The organism is Pseudomonas sp. RP-B7 (genome assembly GCF_059803535.1).
This window is the reverse complement of record NZ_JAPFHC010000018.1, coordinates 1-20,719: the sequence shown is the minus strand read 5'-3', so window position 1 is coordinate 20,719 and position 20,719 is coordinate 1. Positions and strand designations below refer to the sequence as shown.

Annotated in this window: 17 protein-coding genes and 1 pseudogene; 9 read left to right on the top strand and 9 right to left on the bottom strand. The window is 61.7% G+C overall.

The window, feature by feature from the left end; genetic code table 11:
- Nucleotides 1-3: 3 nt before the first annotated feature.
- Entirely contained in the window at nucleotides 4-1,110 is a 1,107-nt protein-coding gene (locus tag OPU96_RS17305; protein ID WP_498559403.1) for an efflux RND transporter periplasmic adaptor subunit, read from the bottom strand.
- A gap of 18 nt (nucleotides 1,111-1,128) precedes the next feature.
- The gene (locus OPU96_RS17300; RefSeq protein WP_498559402.1) at nucleotides 1,129-2,340 is read right to left on the bottom strand and encodes a TolC family protein; all 1,212 of its coding nucleotides are present in this window, start codon (nucleotides 2,338-2,340) and stop codon (nucleotides 1,129-1,131) included.
- Nucleotides 2,341-2,581: 241 nt separating this feature from the next.
- Between OPU96_RS17300 and OPU96_RS17295 the strand changes: the two are divergent.
- Nucleotides 2,582-3,857, top strand: a pseudogene (locus OPU96_RS17295) (GntT/GntP/DsdX family permease).
- A gap of 3 nt (nucleotides 3,858-3,860) precedes the next feature.
- Here the strand turns inward: OPU96_RS17295 and OPU96_RS17290 are convergent.
- The gene (locus tag OPU96_RS17290) at nucleotides 3,861-5,150 is read right to left on the bottom strand and encodes an MFS transporter (protein ID WP_226456585.1); all 1,290 of its coding nucleotides are present in this window, start codon (nucleotides 5,148-5,150) and stop codon (nucleotides 3,861-3,863) included.
- Nucleotides 5,151-5,463: 313 nt separating this feature from the next.
- On the opposite strand from OPU96_RS17290, the gene OPU96_RS17285 reads away from it, so the two are divergent.
- The 4 genes from OPU96_RS17285 (at nucleotide 5,464) to OPU96_RS17270 (ending at nucleotide 9,542) form a co-directional block, all read left to right on the top strand.
- On the top strand, nucleotides 5,464-5,784 hold the full coding sequence (locus OPU96_RS17285) for a hypothetical protein (protein ID WP_192297824.1): 321 nt from the start codon (nucleotides 5,464-5,466) through the stop codon (nucleotides 5,782-5,784).
- Nucleotides 5,785-5,880: 96 nt separating this feature from the next.
- On the top strand, nucleotides 5,881-7,581 hold the full coding sequence (locus OPU96_RS17280) for an acid phosphatase (RefSeq protein WP_498559401.1): 1,701 nt from the start codon (nucleotides 5,881-5,883) through the stop codon (nucleotides 7,579-7,581).
- Nucleotides 7,582-7,703: 122 nt separating this feature from the next.
- Nucleotides 7,704-8,873, top strand: a complete 1,170-nt coding sequence (locus tag OPU96_RS17275; RefSeq protein ID WP_192297826.1) for a hypothetical protein — start codon at nucleotides 7,704-7,706, stop codon at nucleotides 8,871-8,873.
- A gap of 147 nt (nucleotides 8,874-9,020) precedes the next feature.
- Complete coding sequence (locus tag OPU96_RS17270; protein ID WP_226456590.1) at nucleotides 9,021-9,542, top strand: SET domain-containing protein-lysine N-methyltransferase; 522 nt, start codon at nucleotides 9,021-9,023, stop codon at nucleotides 9,540-9,542.
- On the opposite strand, the gene can is transcribed toward OPU96_RS17270, so the two are convergent.
- Nucleotides 9,539-10,183 carry a carbonate dehydratase gene (gene can / locus OPU96_RS17265; RefSeq protein WP_003188288.1) on the bottom strand — a complete coding sequence of 215 codons (645 nt, stop codon included), beginning with the start codon at nucleotides 10,181-10,183 and terminating at the stop codon, nucleotides 9,539-9,541. The two genes, OPU96_RS17270 and can, sit on opposite strands and share 4 nt — an antisense overlap.
- Nucleotides 10,184-10,322: 139 nt before the next feature.
- Here can and OPU96_RS17260 point away from each other — a divergent pair, with 139 nt between their 5' ends.
- Nucleotides 10,323-10,472, top strand: a complete 150-nt coding sequence (locus OPU96_RS17260; protein ID WP_498559400.1) for a hypothetical protein — start codon at nucleotides 10,323-10,325, stop codon at nucleotides 10,470-10,472.
- Between the two features lie 121 nt (nucleotides 10,473-10,593).
- On the opposite strand, the gene rimI is transcribed toward OPU96_RS17260, so the two are convergent.
- Together rimI and OPU96_RS17250 are read right to left on the bottom strand one after the other, a co-directional pair.
- Complete coding sequence (gene rimI / locus OPU96_RS17255) at nucleotides 10,594-11,046, bottom strand: ribosomal protein S18-alanine N-acetyltransferase (RefSeq protein WP_005784514.1); 453 nt, start codon at nucleotides 11,044-11,046, stop codon at nucleotides 10,594-10,596.
- Nucleotides 11,039-11,782 (bottom strand): energy transducer TonB, encoded by a 744-nt coding sequence (locus OPU96_RS17250; protein ID WP_498559428.1) that lies wholly within the window; start codon nucleotides 11,780-11,782, stop codon nucleotides 11,039-11,041. The genes rimI and OPU96_RS17250 overlap by 8 nt, the downstream gene beginning before the upstream one ends.
- Nucleotides 11,783-11,969: 187 nt before the next feature.
- Here OPU96_RS17250 and mksB point away from each other — a divergent pair, with 187 nt between their 5' ends.
- From mksB to mksF, 3 genes are read left to right on the top strand one after another with little or no spacing between them, the layout of a single operon-like run.
- Nucleotides 11,970-13,247 carry an Mks condensin complex protein MksB gene (gene mksB, locus OPU96_RS17245; RefSeq protein ID WP_192297829.1) on the top strand — a complete coding sequence of 426 codons (1,278 nt, stop codon included), beginning with the start codon at nucleotides 11,970-11,972 and terminating at the stop codon, nucleotides 13,245-13,247.
- Nucleotides 13,237-13,944, top strand: a complete 708-nt coding sequence (gene mksE / locus OPU96_RS17240) for an Mks condensin complex protein MksE (protein ID WP_192297830.1) — start codon at nucleotides 13,237-13,239, stop codon at nucleotides 13,942-13,944. Before mksB ends, mksE begins: the two co-directional genes overlap by 11 nt.
- Nucleotides 13,941-16,781, top strand: a complete 2,841-nt coding sequence (gene mksF, locus OPU96_RS17235) for an Mks condensin complex protein MksF (protein ID WP_498559399.1) — start codon at nucleotides 13,941-13,943, stop codon at nucleotides 16,779-16,781. The genes mksE and mksF overlap by 4 nt, the downstream gene beginning before the upstream one ends.
- Nucleotides 16,782-16,951: 170 nt before the next feature.
- Here mksF and OPU96_RS17230 read toward each other — a convergent pair whose 3' ends face one another.
- The 3 genes from OPU96_RS17230 to OPU96_RS17220 are packed head-to-tail and all read right to left on the bottom strand — an operon-like array spanning nucleotide 16,952 to nucleotide 20,517.
- Nucleotides 16,952-19,255: a PqiB family protein gene (locus OPU96_RS17230; RefSeq protein ID WP_192301270.1), complete on the bottom strand. Its 2,304-nt coding sequence runs from the start codon at nucleotides 19,253-19,255 to the stop codon at nucleotides 16,952-16,954.
- Nucleotides 19,248-19,871, bottom strand: a complete 624-nt coding sequence (locus OPU96_RS17225; RefSeq protein ID WP_192301269.1) for a paraquat-inducible protein A — start codon at nucleotides 19,869-19,871, stop codon at nucleotides 19,248-19,250. The genes OPU96_RS17230 and OPU96_RS17225 overlap by 8 nt, the downstream gene beginning before the upstream one ends.
- On the bottom strand, nucleotides 19,858-20,517 hold the full coding sequence (locus OPU96_RS17220; protein ID WP_192301268.1) for a paraquat-inducible protein A: 660 nt from the start codon (nucleotides 20,515-20,517) through the stop codon (nucleotides 19,858-19,860). The genes OPU96_RS17225 and OPU96_RS17220 overlap by 14 nt, the downstream gene beginning before the upstream one ends.
- Nucleotides 20,518-20,719 lie beyond the last annotated feature (202 nt).

Below are 20,719 nucleotides of genomic sequence, written 5' to 3'. Positions count from 1 at the left end.
GGATCAATGGGCGTGCTCGGCGGAGCCCTTGCCCAGCTCGGACTTGAGGATGAAGCTGCCAACCGTCGCCACTTGCGCACCGGCTTCCAGGCCTTTTCGCACTTCGACGTAGCCGTTTTCGCTGACACCGAGTTCAAGATGGCGGGTGACGAACCCGTGTTCGGTGCGCTCGAACACCGAGGGTTTGTCCTCGACGGTCTGGATCGCCGCCTCGGGCACGCTGACCGGCGCCTGGAAGCTCTCGGTGGCCAGTTGCACGCTGACAAACAAGCCGGGGCGCCAGGCATCGTCGGGGTTCGGCACGCTGACGCGAACGGTGGCGGTGCGCGTCTGTTCGCCGAGCAGATTACCGACGTAGGCCACGGTGCCACGGACTTCGGTGCCCATTTCGCTGGAGCTGACCTTGACGGGTTTGCCGACGCGGACCTTGTTCAGGTCTTTGGGAAACACACCAAAGGTGACCCACACCTGGGACAGGTCCGACAGGGTGAAGGCGTTGCTGGTTTCGCTGACCACCTCACCGACGCCGAGGTGTTTTTCCACCACCACACCGGCAAATGGCGCGCGCAATTCGTAGCGATTTCCTCCGACGAGTACGGCGCTGCCACTCAGGGCGCTCATCTTCTGACGGGCGTTGTTCAGGGCGATTTCGGCTTCCTGTAGGCTTTGGCGTGCCAGCAGGTAGTCCTGTTCGGCAGAGATTTTGTCCTGCCACAACTGACGCTCACGCTGGAAGGTGGTGCGGGCCAGTTCGACCCGGCGTTGGCTGGCGGCCAGTTCACTGCGCAGGTCGGAAATCTGCTGGCTGGCGATCACCGCCAACAGCTCACCCTTTTTTACCGACTGGCCGAGATTGACCTGCACCGACTCCACCACGCCCGCCGTACGCGGGACGATGTGCGAGGTGCGGTCCTCGTCGAAACGCACCTCTGCCGGCACGGTCAGCAGCGTGCTGAGCGAGCGCGGTTGGGCCTGGGCCAGTTGAATGCCGGCGGCCTGGATCTGCTGCTCGGTGAGTTCAAGTTCGCCTTCTTCTTCAGCGGCCTTGGCAACACTGCACAGCAGCAGGCTCAAGGCGACGGCGAGCGCTACGCCATGTTTGTGGTTCATAGAAAGCTCCAGGAAAAATCAAAGACGGGTGAGGTCGCCGTAGATCCGTTCGATGCGCACCCAGGCCTCCGTGGCCTGGGCCGTGGCGGCGAGGTATTGGGTGCGAGCGGCAATCAGCGTGCGCTGGGCGTCGAGGACATCGAGGAAGTTGAACTTGCCCATCTCGAAACCACGGGTGGCGCTGTCCACCGCGCTTTGGGCGGCGGGCAGGATCTGCTGGTTGAACGTGCGCACTTCGCTATCGGCGGTTTGCCACAGGTCCAGGGCCTGGCGGGTTTCGGTGCGCAGGCGCAGTTCGGTGGCGTTGCGCAGGTCGCGGGCCTGGTCGGCGCGACGACTGGCGGCGAGCACGTTGCCCTGGTTGCGGTTGAACAGCGGGAGCGGCATCGACAGGCCGACCAGGTTGACCCGCTCACGCGCGCCAGCGTCGTATTGGCTGCCGATCGACACGTCGAGGTCGGGGATGCGCTGGGCTTTTTCCAGGCCGACGCTGGCTTCGCTGTGCAGGATCTGCAATTCGGCCAGGCGCAGTTCGGCCGTCTGTTCAAGGCGCGCCAGCAACTGGGCGGCGGGAGGCAACGGCAGGTTTTGCGTGGCGACACCCTGGAAATCGACGACGGCGCTGCCGGTGCTGGCGGCCAAGCGGCGATAGGCATCGTTGAGGCCCATCTGTGCACGGTTGAATTCGAGGCGGATTTGCGACACTTGCACCTGGGCGCGGGTGGCTTCCACCGGCGAGGTTTTGCCCGCCGTCACGCGACCGTTGGCGACCACCAGGCCACGTTCGGCCAGCTTCAGGGAGCGCTGCGCGAGGTCAAGGCGCTCCTGGGCGCGCAGGGCGCCGTAGTAACTGTCGATCACGTCGGCGCGCAGGGTGTTGCGGCGCTGTTCCAGAGTCAGTGCGGCGGCGTCCTGAGCACGAGTAGCCACATCGATACGCGCGCCGCGCTTGCCGCCCAACTCCAGGGTCTGGCTGAGTTTGACGCTGGTGGTGCGCGTGTCACGGCGGGTGTCTTCGGCATCCACGGAAAGCACGGGGTTGGGTATCAGCGCGGCCTGCTGGCGGCCGCCCTCGGCGATATCGATGTCCCACTGCGCAGCGGCGAGGTCAGGGTGGTTGGCGAAGGCATTCTGCAAGGCGGAATCGAGGGTGAGGGTTTGCGCTTGGGCACTATTGGCAGCCACCCACAACAACGTCGCCCCCAGCAGATGTTTAACGGAAATTGGCATAACGAGAGTTCCACGCCCATGAAGTACAAGCGGCTGGAATGTAGCGCTCGCGACTTATCAGAGCGGTGGAGACAAGATTACAAATCCGACAGCAATGGCTCTGGGCTGGCACTTTGGGCGGGGGCCGCAGGTCGCACCAAAACGGCACATGGGCACTGGATCAGCGCGGGATCAGGTATGCTTTTTGAGCATGAAACAAAAAGAAACAATTTTCCCAACCTGTTCGATAAGGAGTCCCGTCTTGGAGTTATCGACTGCCGCGTGGATGGTTCATGACACCCGCCTCATGCTCTGCGTCTTGCTGGCCATCGCCAGCATCATCGTGCTGATCAGCGCGACCAAACTGCCGCCGTTCCTGGCGATTCTGATCGGCACCTTTATTGCCGGGGTCGGTGCCGGGTTGCCGCCGGAGGAGGTCGCCAAGGCGTTCAGCAAAGGCGCGGGGGCGATCCTGGGTGAAGCCGGGATCATCATTGCCCTGGGTAATGGCGCTGGTGGCGATGGTGATTGGCTTGCCGCTGTTCTTTGAAGTGGGCCTGGTAATGATGGTGCCGATCATTTTTGTGATGGCCAAGCGCTCGAACCAGCCACTGCTGAAAATCGCCATCCCGGCACTGGCGGGCATGACCACCCTGCACGCGCTGATGCCACCCCATCCAGGGCCGCTGATTGCGGTGGGCGCGCTGCACGCCGACCTGGGGCTGACCATGTTGCTGGGTTTTTGCCTGGCGATGCCGGCAGTGATCCTGGCGGGGCCGATCTACGGCAACTGGCTGTCCAGACGCCTGCACGTGGATGAGCCGGCCGACATCGGCGCACTCTTCAGCGCCCCGCCCAAGGCGCCGCGCCAGCCGGGCTTTGCGGTGTCATTGCTGATCATTTTGTTGCCGGTGATTTTGATGCTGGGCAGCACCTTGGCCAAAGTCGCGCTGCCTGCGCAAAGTACCGTTGGCCTGGCCCTGAAATTCCTCGGCGAACCGCTGATCGCCCTCGGCCTCGCGGTGATCGCCGCCGTGATCTGCCTGGGCAGGGCCGCCGGCATGCCCCGTGCGGAAGTGGGCAACACCCTGCGCAAAGCCCTCGCGCCCATCGCCGTATTGCTACTGACCATCGGCGCCGGCGGCGGCCTCAAGCAGACCCTGCTGGATGCGGGCGTGAGCCAGACCATCAGCAAGGTCGCCGAAGGTGCGCACATGCCGTACCTGCTGCTGGCCTGGCTGATCGCCGTGGCGTTGCGTCAGGCCACCGGCTCGGCGACGGTTGCCACGACCACCACGGCGGGCATTCTCGCGCCGATGATGGCGGGGTTGGCAGCGACACAGAGCTCACTGGTAGCGCTGGCGATTGGCGCGGGCTCGGTGTTCTTTTGCCATGTGAACGATGCCGGGTTCTGGATGGTGCGTGAGTATTTCGGCTTGCAGTTGAAACAGACGATTTGGGTGTGGTCGGTGTTGCAGACGATTGTGTCCGTTGTCGGTTTGATCGGTACGCTGCTGCTCTGGCACTTTCTGACCTGATCCTCAGCTCGCCAAGGTGTGGCGCTTACCGAACAGCGCCACACTCCCCACGCCCACCGCGCCCATCACCACGCAATAGCCCACGCAAATCCACGGGCTCGTCGGCATCAGTGCAATCAACAGCAGCGGCGTGGTGCTTGCCCACAGCGCGTAGGCAATGTTGTAGGTAAAGGAGATCCCCGAGACCCGCACCGGCGCCGGAAACAAGCCGACCATCACCGACGGCACCGCGCCGACCACCCCGCAACTCAAGCCCGCCACGGCGTACGCCGCGCCGAGCCAGATGCCGCCGTTGATCAGGCTGGCATACAGCACGGCAATACCCACTGGCAGCAGCAGGCTGTAGACCAGCACTGCGCGCCAGGCACCGATGCGGTCCACCAGCAGACCGGCGAGGACGCAGCCGATGTTGAGGAAGACGATGCCCAGCGCGCTCAATGCAAAGGTATGGCTGGGACTCATGCCGAAGGTTTTCTGCATCATGGTCGGGGTGATGACGACGAGGACGACCACGGCGGAGGTGAGCACGCAGGTGAGGATCATCGCCGGCAGCAGCACGGCGCGATGGTCACGCAGCACGGTACGCAGCGGCAGTTCGGCGGCGGCATGGCGGCGGGCCTGCATTTCGAGGAACACCGGGGTTTCGCTGAGCCAGCGGCGTAGCCACACCCCGATCACGCCGAACACACCGCCGAGCAGGAAGGGGAAACGCCAGGCGTAGTCGAGGATCTCGGCAGACGTGAATATTTGCGCCAGCAGTGTGGCGGTCAGCGCGCCAAGCAGGTAGCCGAAAGTCAGCCCGGCTTGCAGAAAGCCCAACGCATAGCCACGGTGATGGGGCGGCGCGTGTTCCGCGACGAAGGTCCAGGCACTGGGCACTTCGCCGCCCACGGCGGCACCTTGGAGCACCCGTAGAAACAGCAGGATCAGCGGTGCGAAATAACCGATTTGCGCGTAGGTCGGCATGATCCCGATCAGCAGGCACGGCAGCGCCATCATCAGGATGCTCAAGCTGAATACGCGCTTGCGTCCTAGGTGGTCGGCGAAATGTGCCATCAAGATGCCGCCCAGCGGACGCGCCAGGTAGCCGGTGACGAAAATTCCGAAACTTTGCAGCAGGCGCAGCCATTCGGGCATTTCTGGCGGGAAAAACAGTTGGCTGAGGGTCAGCGCGAAGAATACGAAGATGATGAAATCGTAGATCTCCAAGGCGCCGCCCAGAGCGGCCAGGCCCAGGGTTTTGTAGTCGGAGCGGGAAAAACGCTGCGCCTGGGAGGAAAGGATGGCAGTCATGGTGAGGCTCGGCAGACAAACAAAATGGCGTGCAGGTTATGAGCTGGGCGGGATGATGGCAATCGCGCAAGATGTATTTGTTTTCCCCATGGATCGATGGAGATAACTGCATTCCCTTGCCGATGGGCGCAGTCGCAAGGTTGGCAGCGCACTTCAAGTGGCGGGCTTCTGGCTTGCGGCGTGAAGCAACACCTTTCTGATTAGACGCGTGGGGTTGTCCTACTTCAGGCGATGCCCTCCCCTGACTCCTTTCGCCAGCACCTTTGATTAACCTGACTCGGCTTCCCTCTCACGAACCACCAAGGAAAATCCGATGACGCCCCTGTCCAAATCACTGGAAGAGTTGATCAACGATATTTACAAGGACGACAACGTTTCGTTCGTCGAGTACAGGGCCCTGCGCGACGATGCTGATCGCCGCATGGCGGCCGTTATCAAGGAGTTTGGCCTGCACAACAACGTGACGGCCTTCCAGAAAGCGATGGACGTGACGATGCAGCTATTGCAGACCAGTGTCATCGACGCCAAAAAAGCCAAGCTGACCGACACCGGCGAGGCAATCGTCAAGGATGCACTGACGGCCCAGGTGGAGTATTTGCGCGCCGGCAGCCAACTGGCACTGCGCCTGCTGTGACCTTCTGACGTAACCTCCTGTCTTCGTTCCGTCACATTGCATTGCTACCGTCCTGCGAAATATCTTGCAACATTTCGCCAGCAAGGACTCCCCGCAATGAGTGATGAGCACGAAGACCGCCCCTCCCCCGATTCCACCGCCCAAGCGCCAGTAGACAGCAGCCGTCGGCGCTTCCTGGGGGGCGCGGCGGTGCTGGGGGTAGGCGCGACCTTGAGTGCCTGCGGCAATCCCAGCGAGGCCCCGGGCAAGCCGACGGCGCGACCACTTACACCGCAGGAGCTGGACAAGGCCTTGCACGACCAGGTGAAAACCGTGGTGGTGATCTACGCCGAGAACCGCAGCTTCAACAACCTGTTTGCAGATTTCCCCGGCGTTGAGAAACCGCTGTCGGCGCTCAAGCCTGCCGACGCGCAGCAACGCGACCGCGACGGCAGCCTGCTGACCACCCTGCCTGCGGTCTGGGGCGGCGTGTTGCAAGTCGGCCCGCAAAGCGTCGACGGGGTGACGTACCCCAGCGAAGTGCAATTCCAGCAGGGCCTGCCCAATGCGCCGTTCGCGCTCAAGGGCCCGAACGCTGAAGACCTGCCCTTGGGCCTGGTGACCCGCGACTTGTGGCACGTGTTCTACCAGAACCAGATGCAGATCAATGGCGGCAAGAACGACAACTTTGTCGCCTGGGGCGATTCCGGCGGGCTGGTGATGGGGTATTACGCCCAGAGCCGTTATTCCCTGCGCCTGTGGGACGTGGCCAAGGAGTTTGTGCTCTGCGATAACTTCTTCCAGGGCGCGTTTGGTGGCTCGTTCCTCAACCACCAGTACCTGATCAGCGCCACCGCGCCGTTTTACCCGAACGCCGCGCAGTCGGTGGCCAAGGCACAGATCGCCACCCTGCAAAGCGATGACCCCACCGACACACGCCTCAAGCCCCTGGACAAGTCCCCAGCCAGCGCCATGACCGGCGCGCCGCAGTTCGGCCCCAGCGCGCTGACCCCGGACGGTTATGGGGTCAACACCCTCGCCCCGCCCTACTGGCCGACCTGGATTCGCGACCCGCAAAACCCGGACTACGCCAAGGCCGACCTGCCCAACGTGCTGGTGCCGCAAACCCACGAACACATCGGCGACAAGCTGTCGAAAAAGAACGTCGACTGGGCCTGGTATGCCGGTGCATGGCAGGCGACGCTGGACCAGTTCAAGGACTCGGGGGGTATCCCCAAGATCCCGAACTTCCAGTATCACCACCAGCCGTTCAACTACTTCAAGCAACAAGGGCCGCAAAACCGTGCCGAACGGGACAAGCGCCTGCGTGATGGCGGTTTGGGCGATGAGTCCAGCACCAACACGTTTTTCGCCGACGCCCAAGCCGGCAAGCTGCCTGCCGTGACCTTCTACAAACCCCAGGGCAACCTGAACATGCACGCCGGTTACGCCGACATAGCCTCCGGCGACCGCCATATCGCCCGCGCCTTGAAGGTGCTGCAAGAGAGCCCGCAGTGGAAAAACATGGTAGTGGTCGTCACCGTTGATGAAAACGGCGGCTGGTGGGACCACGTCGCGCCGCCCAAGGGCGACCGCTGGGGCCCTGGCACGCGGATTCCGGCGTTGGTGGTGTCGCCGTTTGCACGCAAGGGCACGGTGGATCACACGGTGTACGACACGGCGTCGATCCTGCGCCTGATCACCCGGGTGTTCCAGCTGGAAACCCTCGATGGCCTCAAGCAGCGTGATGACGCCATGATCGCCCGCGGCCAGAAGCCCATGGGTGACTTGAGCAACGCCTTGCAGTTCAACCTGTAGGTTTTCTTATCCAATAACGACATGCCCGGCGATTTAGCACGCGGTTTTCCTGGTCAGCCGCTACTGTGTGGAAGTGGGCTTTCATCCCGCGCAGACGGGCTTTCGCTGACAAGGAATCACACATGTTCAAACCGACCAGGTTGTCCCTCACCCTGGCCGCACTGATGGCCAGTGCGGTCGTACAGGCCGACGTCGAAGTACCGCTGGGCAGCACGCAACGTGTCACTCAGCTGTTCGCGTTCCCCAATAACTGCAACGTGATCTGCTTTCGGCCCTGGTCGCTGGAGCAGACGGCCGAGCATTATCTGAACCAGAGCCTGCAGCGGGACGGTTACAGCAGGGCCAAGGTCAGCGTGAAGAACCACGACGGCCAGGTTGTCGCGACCTTCAGCGGTGTGCCCGAAGATTACGGCCAGCCCCTGAAGACGCTACTCAACACCGCCGACCTGGCCTACCAAGGCGCCAGCAAGCTCAACAGCGACGGCAAGTGGGCCTACAACTGGTATTTGTTCCTGCCGCTGGGCATGGCCCTGGAAAACCGCAAGAGCATCGAGCTGCTGCACTTCCCGCCGGACTACTCGCTGACCCAGGCCCAGGATTACCTGGAATCCAGTACCACCGACCGCTGGGCCGCGCTGCTCACCGACAACGGTATCCCGGCCACCGAAACGCCGGCCTACCAGACCATCATCGACATCGCGCCGATCGCCGCGCCGTCCAACGCAGGCAAGGATCTGGAAGGCGTCTACAGCTACTTCACCGATTATCAGACGCGCATGGTCAAGGAACTGAGCCTGTCGCCCAAAGGGTCGTTGCCGATGGTGGCGTTCGGCGCTCCGGTGCGCAATTGGATCAAGCAACAATACGGGCAGAGCGTGGCCGTGCTGGGCCTGGCCCAGATCAGCCCGCAAGCCGGCGAAACCGTTGCGGTGCTGGGCGCCAACCACCCGAGCTACATCTGGTACGCGGCCGACCCTGCGACCTATGACGGCAACGAGCAGAAGGCCGACGAGGCGGGTTTGAAGGTCATGGGCCAGGACTTGAGCGCCGCCTGCTGGCAGGCGGGCATGGGGCAAAAGCCCGCGAGCGATCCGAATGTGTTGCTCAAGGCGTGCATGAACACCTGGCAGGTCACGCGCAAGGAGCAGACCTGCGAGTTGTTCTACACCTCCGTGCGCGGCTTGACCCCGGAAAAAGCCAACGCCCAATGCGCCACGCCGACGACCAAGGCGCAACTGCGCCTGCTCAAGAACCCCGCCCCAACGCCTACTATCACGGTCCCGGCGCTGTAAGTCGTACCGGCAACGGGGGATTTCTACTGTCAAGGTTGACAGTAGAAATCCGATCCAAGTTGAGCGACGCTTGGAGCGCACCCATCCGCTGCAAGACTGGAAGTCAGCCACTACCCGCAGGTCGATGCAGCCGAACCCAGGAGAGTTATGAAAACTCGCGCCATGGATAAGGCTAAAACCGTTGCGAGCGACTGCCTTTACCCCTTCAAGTCCCACCTCGGCACGGGCTACCCCTCGACCGAGCTGTTCGAGGTGGTGCACGACGCTGATGGCACAGCGGCCGGGATCAAGGCACGTGTCGCCTTTGACAGTCGTGTACGCATCGCCAAGCTCTCAGGCTACGCCCTGAGCGAACGACGCCTGCATACCTTGCAGCTGTCTTCACGCATCCACCTGTACGACTGCTGGTTTTGCGGGCTGATCTCGCACTCCTGCAAACCGAACGTATTCCTCGATTTGCATTACCTGGAAGTCTGGACCTTGCAGGAAATTGCGGCCGGCGAGCGCTTGACGATGGATTACGCCAACACCGAGGACGTGTTGTACCGGCAGTTCGCCTGCCAATGTGGCGAGTTGAACTGCCGCGGCTGGATCACCGGGCGCAATGAGCCGCTGAACGCCGAAGGCCAGGCGTTCATGGCCCAATGGCGCGAACGCAAGCGACCTTAGGCTTCGCCCAACGGACGCAGGCGATATTGCGGCGGCAACTGCTCGAAACCACTGATGGTGGTGTTCAAGCTCTTCCAGCGACCATCCTTGATGCCATAGATGCAGCCATGGATCGACAGGCTCTGCCCACGGTGCCAGGCGTTTTGCACGATGCTGGTGTGGCCGACGTTGGCCACCTGCTGGATCACGTTCAGCTCGCACATGCGATCCACGCGCTCTTCTTCGGTGGGCAACTGGGCCAGCACGTCGCGGTTTTCGTAGTACAGGTCACGAATGGTGCGCAGCCAGCCGTCGATCAGGCCGAACTGGCGGTCTTGCATCGACGCCCGCACGCCGCCGCAGCCATAGTGGCCGGTGACGAGGATGTGTTTGACCTTGAGCACGTCCACCGCGTACTGGATCACCGACAGGCAGTTGAGGTCGGTGTGCAGCACCACGTTGGCCACGTTGCGGTGGACGAACAGGTCGCCCGGCAACATGCCGACAATCTCGTTGGCTGGCACGCGCGCGTCGGAGCAACCAATCCATAGGTATTCCGGGGTTTGCTGGCGGGCGAGCTTGGCGAAGAATTCGGGATCTTCCTGTTTGATCGCATCCGCCCAGCGTTCGTTGTTATCAAGCAGGTCTTGTAGTTCGTTCATCAGGGAAAGCCTCAGGAATGGTGCGCAGTTTTGTGACTGACAACCCCCCGTCCGGGTCACGCCTGGCGCAAATAAGCTTGAATCTTTGGGGTGGTGCGCCTGTCCACACACTATAAGCCCCACAGTATGAGGATTGGCCATGACTGAATCACAACGCCCTACAGAGCCTGTTGAAGATGACAAGGGCAATCTGGCGGAATACGACTTGAGCATTGTCGATGAGGACGGGATTGACGCGGGGAATCGGCTGGACGAGGCCGAGCGCGAACCAATAGACGGTAATCGCTGACACATCGCAGTTACCCATGTGGGAGCGGGCTTGCTCGCGAAGAGGGAGTGTCAGTCAACCGATTCATCGACTGACCCACCGCCTTCGCGAGAAAGCCCGCTTCCACATTGGAGGGTCGTGTTCAGTCGACCAGGGTGCAGGCCATGACAACGGCGTCCTCACGCCCACCCACTGCGGGGTAGTAATCGCGGCGACGGCCGATTTCGTTGAAGCCATAACGCTCGTACAGACGAAACGCGCCGGTATTGCTGTCCCGCACTTCCAGGAAACACTCCCGCGCACTGGCTGCATACGCCCGCGACATCAGGTGTTCCAGCAGCGCCAGGCCCAGGCCACGGCCCTGGTTTTCCGGCTTGACGGTGATATTCAGCAAATGCGCTTCATCAAGGATGATCTGCACCACGCCGTGCCCCACCTGCTGCTCGCCTTCGAACATCAACCAGATCTGGTACTTGCCCAGCCCGTCAAGAAAGATCCCACGGGTCCAGGGATGGCTGAACGCTGCGTATTCGATTTTCAGCACGGCGTCGAGGTCGGCCTCGGTCATCGGGCGGAAGGATAAAGCCTCACTCATCAGTTGTTTTCCAGCGCGCCATCAGCCGGCGCATGGCTTGCCAGACATCAGCCTTACGCTGTGGCTCTTCCATTAATAATTCCAGGCCCGGCAGGGCCCATACCGAGCCCAGGCCTTCAACCTGCAGCTCGCGATACCAGGCTTCGGCATTGGCTTCGCCGGCAAAACGCACGGCGGGCACGCCGATCAGCCAAAGGCACACACAGGGCTCGTCTTCCAGGCGCGCCGAGACAAAACCTTGCACAAAATCACGCGCGGCTTCCGGGCCCTGGTCCATGGTGCCGCGTACCAGCAGCGGCCAGCGTACCGGCTCGCCGACGATCTGCGGGCTGTCGGGCAGGCCGGCGGCGCGCAGCATGTCCTTGAGCAGCATGTAGGCCGGGTCGCGGGTCTGGAAACGTTCGCCGGTGGGCAACTCCACCAGCAGCAGGCAGCGCCCGGCCCGCAGCAGTTGCAGGGCGAAACGCGGCGGCGGCACTACCGGGGCCTTGACCACCGGTGCAGGCGCTTCGGCCGCCACCGTCTTGGTCACCGGCGACGGGCGCGGCACTTCGACCTTGGCACGCTCCACCGCAGGCCGCACGGGCGCTTCGGGCTTGACCAGCGCCACCGGCGCAGCCGCCTCCTCGCCCGAAGACTCGAATGCGTCATAGGGCTCAAGCGCTTCCAGCAGCTCGGGCCGAGACGGCGCGGCAAACGGCAGTTCGGTGCGGGGCAGCCAGTTGACCACCTGCATGGCGGTCAAGTAAGCGCGACGTCGGGACTCGATAAGCACAGCTCGGCCACTTGTGGATAACTAAAGAGCGGCGATTCTACCGTTGTTCGGCAACAATCGCCCACTGCGTACTGACCGGCTGTGGATAAATCCCCGGCCTGATGCAGTACAATCGCGACTTTTCATCGCCAACCAGCCGGCCATTCCCATGATCGAACCCAAGCGCGTCCTGCGCGCCCTCGCCGAACACTGGGCCTTACTTGAGCCACTGTGCGAACACTTCGACCAAGGCACCCTGAGCCTTGCCGAGCTGCGCGCACAACTGGCCGCCCAACAACTGGACAGCACGCCACAGGACATCACCAGCCTGCTGGACGTGTGGATTCGCCTGGACATCCTGGTGCCTGTCGCCAAAAGCCCGAACCGTTTCGAGCTCAACGCGCAGATCCACGACTTCCTGGCTTATCTTCGCAAGGAGCACCGGCTTGGCCTGTGCCTGGAAATCGAAGCCTACCTGCGCCATCTCGAACGCCTGGCCGGGTACATCCAGGACGCTTTCGACATCCGTGATGGCCACGACCTCGCCCGCCAACTGCGCCTGCTGGATATGCGCGTGCGGGACGTGCTGAAAAAGCTCGCCAACGACGAACAGGCCCTCGCCGCCGTAGCCGATCGCGCCAAGACCAGCGACCGGCAGATTCCGTTGCGCCAGCGTTATGCCGAGGTCCTGGCGACCTGGGACGAATACGTCGAGCCGATGATCCAACTGGTGAACGCCGATGGCGCCTTCGAACAGGGCGTGCGCAAGGTCGAAAACGTGCTGTTGCGCCTGCTCACCGAGCAACAGCGTCTCGGCCACCTGGTGGACGACGACATGCTGCTGCGCACCCACGCGCGCATCCTGGAAATGCAGACCAGCGCCCAACTGACCTTGCGCCATGCGCGCGAGCTGCTGCTGCCACTGCGCGAAGAAGCCCGTCGGCACAACGCCGTGACCCGCGGTGCGGCGCTGGCGCTGTCAGCGATCCGCCGCAAGGGCCTGGACGCCGTGCCGCAGGCGGCGATGCCGATGTTCACCCGCCCGCAAAGCACCTTCCTCGGCAGTGCCAGCCAGGTGGAGGCTTATGTTTACGCCCTGGCGAATTTCGAGCCGAAACCGGCGCGCTTCCCCAAGGCGCACAAATCCCACAAGGGCGACGCCCAACGTGCACCGCGCACGGTCAAGGAAATGCTCGAGCGCTGCGAAGACGCGTTGCCGATGCCGGACCTGATGACCTGGCTGCTGGAGCAGGAACCGGACGGTGCCACCGACGAATTGCTGTACTGGTTCTCGCGCCTGTCCCGCGAAAAACGCTTCAAGCGCGAACGCCTGGAACGCCGCGACTACCACACCACCGAGCACCAGGTCAGCCTGCGCTCCTTCGCCCTGCTCCCGGCCAGTACTGACGCCGCCGAGCATTCTGCGAGTACACCTCATGCATCTTGATCTATCCGAACTGTCCCAGCTGGCGCCGATCTTTCGCGAGCTGTTCAAGGGTTACCACGTCAGCCGCCGCGACCCGGAGCTGTACGCCCAACTGTCGAACTTCCAGGACCAGTACCGCACGCTGTTCAAGGCCCTGGGCTTTGAGCTGGTGTGCGACACGCGGGGCTTCTACTACTTCGTGCCAGACACCGCCGTGGCCGCCGCGCAGGTCAACAAGACCGCGCAGCGCCTGGCGTTGTTCACCTTCATCATCGTCGAACATTTGGCCGACCAGGGCCGCGACCCGATTGCCGTGCTCGACGGTGGCAGCCTGGGCCGCGATGAACTGCCGTCGCTGCTGGAGAAGTACCGTGACCTGTTTATCCAGGCCGAAGTACAGACCCAGGAAGAACTCGAAGAAAAGATCATGCGCCGCATGACCCAGCTGGGTTTTGCCAGCGAAGACAACGGCATCTATCGCTTCCTGCCGCCGATGCACCGTTTCCTCGACGTGTGCCTGTCGGTGCAGCAGGACCGTGACCTCGCGGCCAGCATCCACAGCGTATTGCCACTGCCGGCGCCGGTGATCATCGATGAAGACAGCGACGAGAAATTGCTGAAAACCGATGACCCGCTGGACTTGAGCGACTTTGCCGAAGAAAGCGAAGAAGACGCCCTGGCCCGTGCCATTGCCGAAGAACAGGAGACCGACGCATGAGTAAGGAACGCTACGGCATCCGCCGCTTCGCCCTATTGAACACCGCCGGTTACAGCCTGGGATTGTTCCCGCTGGAAGAGCCGCTGTCGGTATACGGCGCGAACAACCTGGGTAAATCCGCGTCGATCAACGCCTTGCAGTTCCCGATTCTGGCGCGCATGTCAGACATGAGCTTCGGCAAGTACACCCTAGAACAATCGCGGCGCTTCTACTTCGCCACCGACACCAGCTACATCCTCGTGGAAGTGTCCCTGCCCCACGGCCCGCACGTGATCGGCGTGGTCGGTCGCGGCCCGGGCGGTGGTTTCGGGCACCAGTTCTTTGCCTACGCCGGCAAGCTGGACCTGGCGCACTACCAGAAAAACGACACCTGCCTGCGGCAGAAAGAACTGTTCACCAACCTGGAGCGCGAAGGCCTGAAAGCCTACGAACTCAAGCCCGATGAACTACGCCGCTTGCTGGTGGGCGGCCACACGTCGATCCCCCTGGACCTGACCCTGATTCCGCTGCGCTCCACCAGCGAGCAGAGCCTGAAGACCTTCCGCGCGCTGTTTATCAACCTGCTGCACATGCGCGAAATCACCGCGGCCAAGCTCAAGCAATTGTTCCTCGATGCCTTCGAACACAGCCTGCGTTCCGGCAGCGTGGATTACATCGCCGCGTGCGAAGAAGCCTTCCGCGATGTGCGACGCATGGAGCAGGACTACAACTCGCTGGTCGCCGCCGGGCCGCTGGTCGAGGCGTTGTCCAATGGTGTTCGCCAGCGCGATGTATTGCGCGGCAAGCTGCATCGCCTGTCGCCATTGCTGGACTCGTTGCTGGGCACTTGGTCGGACTACGCCAGTGCGCGCAAGGAAGAGCTGACCATCCAGGCCGAGCACTACCGCAGCGAACAGGACGCGTTGCAGAACGATCAGCGCGGCGGCACCCAGGAGCTGATGCGCCTGGAGCGGGAAATCAGTGGTATCCAGCGTTGGCTGGGCGAGCTGTCGGTGCTCAAGCATCGCTTTGCGCTGGTCGATGATGTGAAGGTGCTGGAGCAGCAATTGCTCGCGGCCAAGGATGCCCACGATGAACTGGCGGGCGCCCTGGCGCAGTCGCGGCAGTTCAGCGCCGAGGATCTGGACGAACGCCTGCGCGAGCTGGAAAAGCGCTTGAAGTCGGTCAAGCAGCAGCTCGATCACGCGGATAACAACAGCTACGCCAAGTTGCGCGAAGAATTCTCACAGCAAGATGTTGAGCGTCTGATGCGTCTGTTCAACAGTTCGTTGTTCAGCCTGCCATTGGGCGAGCATGGCATCACGCTGGACGAGGAGGGTCAGTGGGTCAAATCCCTGGAGCAGATCCTCGATGGCTTCAAGGGTGAACGCTTTGAAGTGCCGGGGCTGTCCATCGACATCTCCCATATCGAACCGCCGGCATTGCAGGCCCTGGCGGATCGCGCCGCGTTGCGCGACCAGAAAGAGCGTCTGGAAAAAGAACTCAAGCAACTAAAAACCCAGCAGGCCGTGGCCTCCGACCGTGCGGCGAGCAAGACCCAGACCGAAGCGCTGTACCAGCAAGTACTGGATGCGCAGAAAGCCCTGGAAGACTTCCGCCGCGCACAGACCCTGAGTGCGGAAGAAGGCGAGAAGCTGGAACACCTGGCGCAAATGGAAGCGGCGCAGGATGAGTTGAAACGCTCCAGCGATGCGTTTACCGAACGGGTGCAGCAACTGTCGGCCAAGCTGCAATTGGTCGGTCGTCAGATCGGCGATATGGAAGCCAAGCAACGCACGCTGGATGACGCGCTGCGTCGTCGCCAGTTGTTGCCGGCGGACTTGCCGTTCGGCACTCCGTTCATGGACCCGGTCGACGACTCCATGGACAACCTGTTGCCGCTGCTCAATGACTATCAGGACAGCTGGCAAGGCTTGCTGCGCGCCGATGGCCAGATCGAGGCGCTGTATGCCCAGGTGCGCCTCAAGGGCGTCGCCAAGTTCGACAGTGAGGATGACGTTGAGCGTCGCCTGCAACTGCTGATCAACGCCTATGCGCACCGTACCGATGAAGCGCTGACCCTGGGCAAGGCGCGGCGTGCGGCGGTTACCGATATTGCGCGGACCCTGCGCAATATCCGCAGCGACTACGACAGCCTCGAACATCAGTTGGCGTTGTTCAATCGCGAGATCAACAAGCGTCAGGTCTCCAACCTGCAGAGCTTCCGCATCGTGCTGGCGCCGAACAAGGAAGCGCTCAAGCATATCGACCAGATCATCCACAGTGCCGGTCAGTATGAAGAAGGCGAAACCCTGTCGGTGTTCGACCTGAGCCAGAGCGCCGAGCAAGACAACAAGAACGAAGAGGCCAAGGAATACCTGGCCCGCCTCGTGGCCGCCAACCATAACCAGTTGGGCCTCAAGGATTTGTTCGAGCTGGCGTTCGAGATCACCAAGGTGCATGGCCAGCCGGTGATTCACACCGACATCGATGGCGCGGCGTCCAACGGCACCACCATGACCATCAAGGCGCTGACCAACATGTATTTGTTGCTGCACTTGATGGACCGCGACCAGGCCGGGCGCGTGCGTTTGCCGTACTACCTCGACGAGGCGGCGGACATCGATGAGAAGAACCAGGCGGCGCTGCTGGAAACCAGTCTGCAGTTGGGCTTTGTGCCGATCCTGGCCAGTGTGAAGCCACAGGTTTCCGCCCAGGTGGCGATTGACCTGGAAGGTGGCAGCGGGCCGAACGGGATCTATATCGACGAGGCGGATTGGAAGTACATCCGTCGCCACGATGTGGTGAAGGCGACGCTGAATGTGCAGGCCGATGAGCCGGAGTTGGATGAGGTCTGATTTTTTCAGCTGAAATGAAAAGGCCCCTGGGTGTGAATCCAGGGGCCTTTTTTTGTGTTGGCTGTGCGGGCCTCTTCGCGGGCAAGCCCGCTCCCACATTTGACCGAGTCCATCCTTTGGAAAGCGGTCGGGTGTGAGAGCGGGCTTGCTCGCGAAGGCCGCGCCTCGGTCTACTTGCCGAGTGGAATCTTCGGTGCCCAGGTCAGCCATTCATCCTCGAACTTGTCGAACAGCGGGAAGGTCTGCCGTGCCAGCGCGGCATTGCCCATGCGCTCGCCGTCTGGCGTGGCGAAGGCGATACCACCGGCGACCAGGGTCTCCAGGGATTCGGTACGCACCGTCGCGCCCTTGAACAGGCCAAAGTCCAGACCAAAGCCGCTGGTGTTCCAGAAACGGCTGCCGCTGCGCACCAGTGGCGCGTACTTGGGCTCGATCAGAATGTGGATCAGCACGCGGTCGGCGGTCTGGCCCAGTTCGTAACCGGTGACTTTACCCACCGTCACTTCACGGTACGTCACTGGCACGCCTTCCTTCAGCGAACCACGGCGGGCGGCGCTGAGGGTGAGGCTCAGGCCGGCCTCTTGATGGACGACTTCTGGCGGTTGGTCCAAGGCCACGAAGCTTTTTTGCGGGCCGGCGTTCTTCACTGCGGGCTGGACTTCGATGTATTGGCCGGTGACCAGGGTTTCCAGGTTGGAGGTTTTCATCAGGCCCAGCTCAGGTTTGACCACCCAGAACTGGCTGCCGACGCGCGCAATGCGATCCGCCACTTGGGTAATGCGCGCGCTGAGGAGCACCGACTGCATGTCGGCGCTGAGGTCGACGCTTTCGATCTTGCCCACATCCAGGCCTTTGAAACGCACTGGGGTGCCTGGGCGCATGCCATCGGCACGGTCGACCTTGATGGTTACCAAGGTGCCGTGTTGATTGGCCGCCTCACGGTCGGTGAACAGGCGGAAACGCGGAATGCGTTTTTTCAGCGGTACGTTCTGCTCCGGGGTTTCGAAGGCAATGCCACCGGCCATCAGGCTGGCCAGGGACTCACTCTTGACCTGGATTCCACCAGTGAGGCCGCCGGTCAGGGTAACGCCGCTGGCGTTCCAGAAACGCGTGGAACCGTTGACCAGGTTTTCGTATTCCTTCTCGATGTGTACGCCGATCACCAGTTGTTTGTTCTTGCGCGAGAACTGGTAGCTCTGCACCGAACCGACCTTGACCTGCTTGTACAGAATCGGACTGCCCACGTCCAGGGAGCCGAGGTTGTCGGTGAACAGCACCATGTGCAGGCCCGGTGAGCGCAGGTCCAGCGGCGGCGCCTTGGCACGCGCGACGAATTCGCGTTGCGGTGCGCTGCCTTTGTCGCCGGGGCGGATGGCGATGTAGTTGCCTTTGACCAAGGCTTCAAGGCCCGTGATACCGGCCAGGGAGATCGACGGTTTGACTACCCAGAATTGGGTGTCTTGCACCAGATAGTCTTCGGCCAGCGGGTCGAGGGTCAGTTCGGCGTTGGCACTGGACAGGGACGGGTCGATCTTCAGGGTCTTCAGGCTGCCGACCTGGATACCTTTGTACATCACCGGCGTGCGACCAGCCTGCAAGCCTTCGAAGTCGGTGAGCTTGACCTTGACCTTGATGCCGGCAGCGGCGGCGTCAAAATCTTCGTACAAACGGAAAGGCAGGCTCGGGTCGGTCGGCGGGCTGTCCTTGCGGTTCTCTGGGGTAGCGAAGGCAATGCCGCCGGCGACGATGCTGGAGAGCGACTCGCTACGCACCTTCACGCCGGAGAGGTTGGCGTCGATGCTGATGCCGCTGGCGTTCCAGAAACGCGTGTGTTTACGCACCAGGCTGGCGTAGGTCGGTTCGATGTAGACCTTGATTTCCACGGTGCTCTGATCCTCGGAGAGCAGGTAGCTTTTGACTTGGCCGACCTGGATCTGCTTGTAGAACACCGGGCTGCCTCGGTTCAACGAGCCGAGGCGGTCGGCTTTGATCGTCAGGTGCAGGCCGGGCTTGGCGTCCGATAGCGGTGGTTCTTCAGAGAGCGCCTTGAATTTGCGTGTGGGCTCACCGTCACCTGGGCTGGCGGCGATGTAGTTGCCCGAAACCAGGGTCTCCAGACCGGTGATACCGGCGAGGCTGACGCTTGGCTTGACCAGCCAGAAACGGGTGTTGGTCTTGAGGTACTGATCGACGTCCTTGTTCATCTCGATGGTGGCGATCACCCCGCGATTACTGCCTTCGTCGTCCAGGGCCAAGGCCTTGACCTTCCCCACGGTCATACCTTTGTAGACCACTTCGGTTTTGTTGACCTGGATACCTTCGCCGCTCTCAAAGCGCACCTGGATGTCGATGCCCTGCTGGGTATAGGCGCGCCACCCCAGCCAGCCGCCGATGATCAGGGCAATCAGGGGAAGCACCCAAATGGCCGACCAGTTGGAGGCCGGGCGGGTTTTAGCTTTAGGCAAATCACTCATGGTCGTCGTCCGACTCCGTGTTATCCCAAATCAGTCGGGGATCAAAAGTTACTGCGGCAAGCATCGTCAAGATCACCACACTGGCGAACGCCGCAGCGCCGAGATTGGCCTCGACACTGGCAAGCCGCCCAAAGTTTACAACCGCCACCAGGATGGCGATCACGAAAATATCCAACATGGACCAACGGCCAATGAACTCGATAAAGCGGTACATCACAATGCGCTGTCGCGCGGAAAGTGGCTGGTGACGCTGCACCGAGAACAGTAGCAGACCGATGCCGACCAGCTTGAACGTCGGCACCAGGATACTGGCGATGAACACCACGGCGGCAATGGGGAACATGCCGTGCTGCACCAGTTGGATCACGCCGGCCATGATGGTGCTCGGGTCGCCCTGGCCGAGGGAGTTGATGGTCATGATCGGCAACAGATTAGCGGGAATGTACAAGATAGCGGCCGTGATCAGCAGCGCCCACGTACGCGCGAGGCTGTTCGGGCGACGGGCGTGGATCAGCGCGCCGCAACGGGTGCAGATTTGTTCATCGGTGTCCGAGTCTTGTTTGTTCAACTCATGGCATTCGGTACAAATCAGAATGCCTGCATCAATCGCCCGCATGATCATCCTCTCCTGACAGCGCTTGCCAGATCTGGTGCGGCGACATCACCACCTCAAGTAGTACCTGAACCATTAATAGGCTGACGAAACAGACCAGTCCCAGGCCGACGGTGATGGAGGCCATGTCGGCGAGTTTTACAATCGCGACCAAGACACCCATCAGGTAGACCTCCAGCATCCCCCAGTCTTTCATGTGGTGATAGATACGGTAGAGCAGCAGTCCGTAGCTGCGACCGATGTTCCAGCGAATGCTGAGCAGGACTGCCAACTGGCAGAGCAGCTTGAGCAAGGGAATCCCCATGCTGCACAGGAAGACGACGACGGCGACGCCTTGCATGCCAGTATCGAACAGGCCGACGACGCCGCTCCAGACGGTATCTTCAGAGGTTTGCCCAAGTAGATTGAGCTGCATGATCGGTAAAAAGTTCGCCGGGATGTACAGCAACAGCGCGGCGAGCACCAAGGCGAGGCTGCGTTCAACGACGTTATGGCGATGGGCGTACAACTCGTAGCCGCAGCGGGGGCATTGGGCTTTTTCGCCCAGGGCGAGTGCTGGCTTGCGCATCAGCAAGTCGCACTCATGGCATGCCACCAGGTCGTCCAGTGGTAAATCCGACACCTCAAGGGTATCAACCGGATCAGACATAGATAGGGCTCTGACTCTAAAAATGGTTAGGTACCTATTCTAGTGGTCTGGTTCAGAAATAACTGTGCAAATTTGTCAGGGCTTAATTGCTTTTCGATCGCCCAAAACAAAACCCCTGTTTGCGCTAGCAAACAGGGGTTTTGGAATTTAATCTTGACGATGACCTACTCTCACATGGGGAAACCCCACACTACCATCGGCG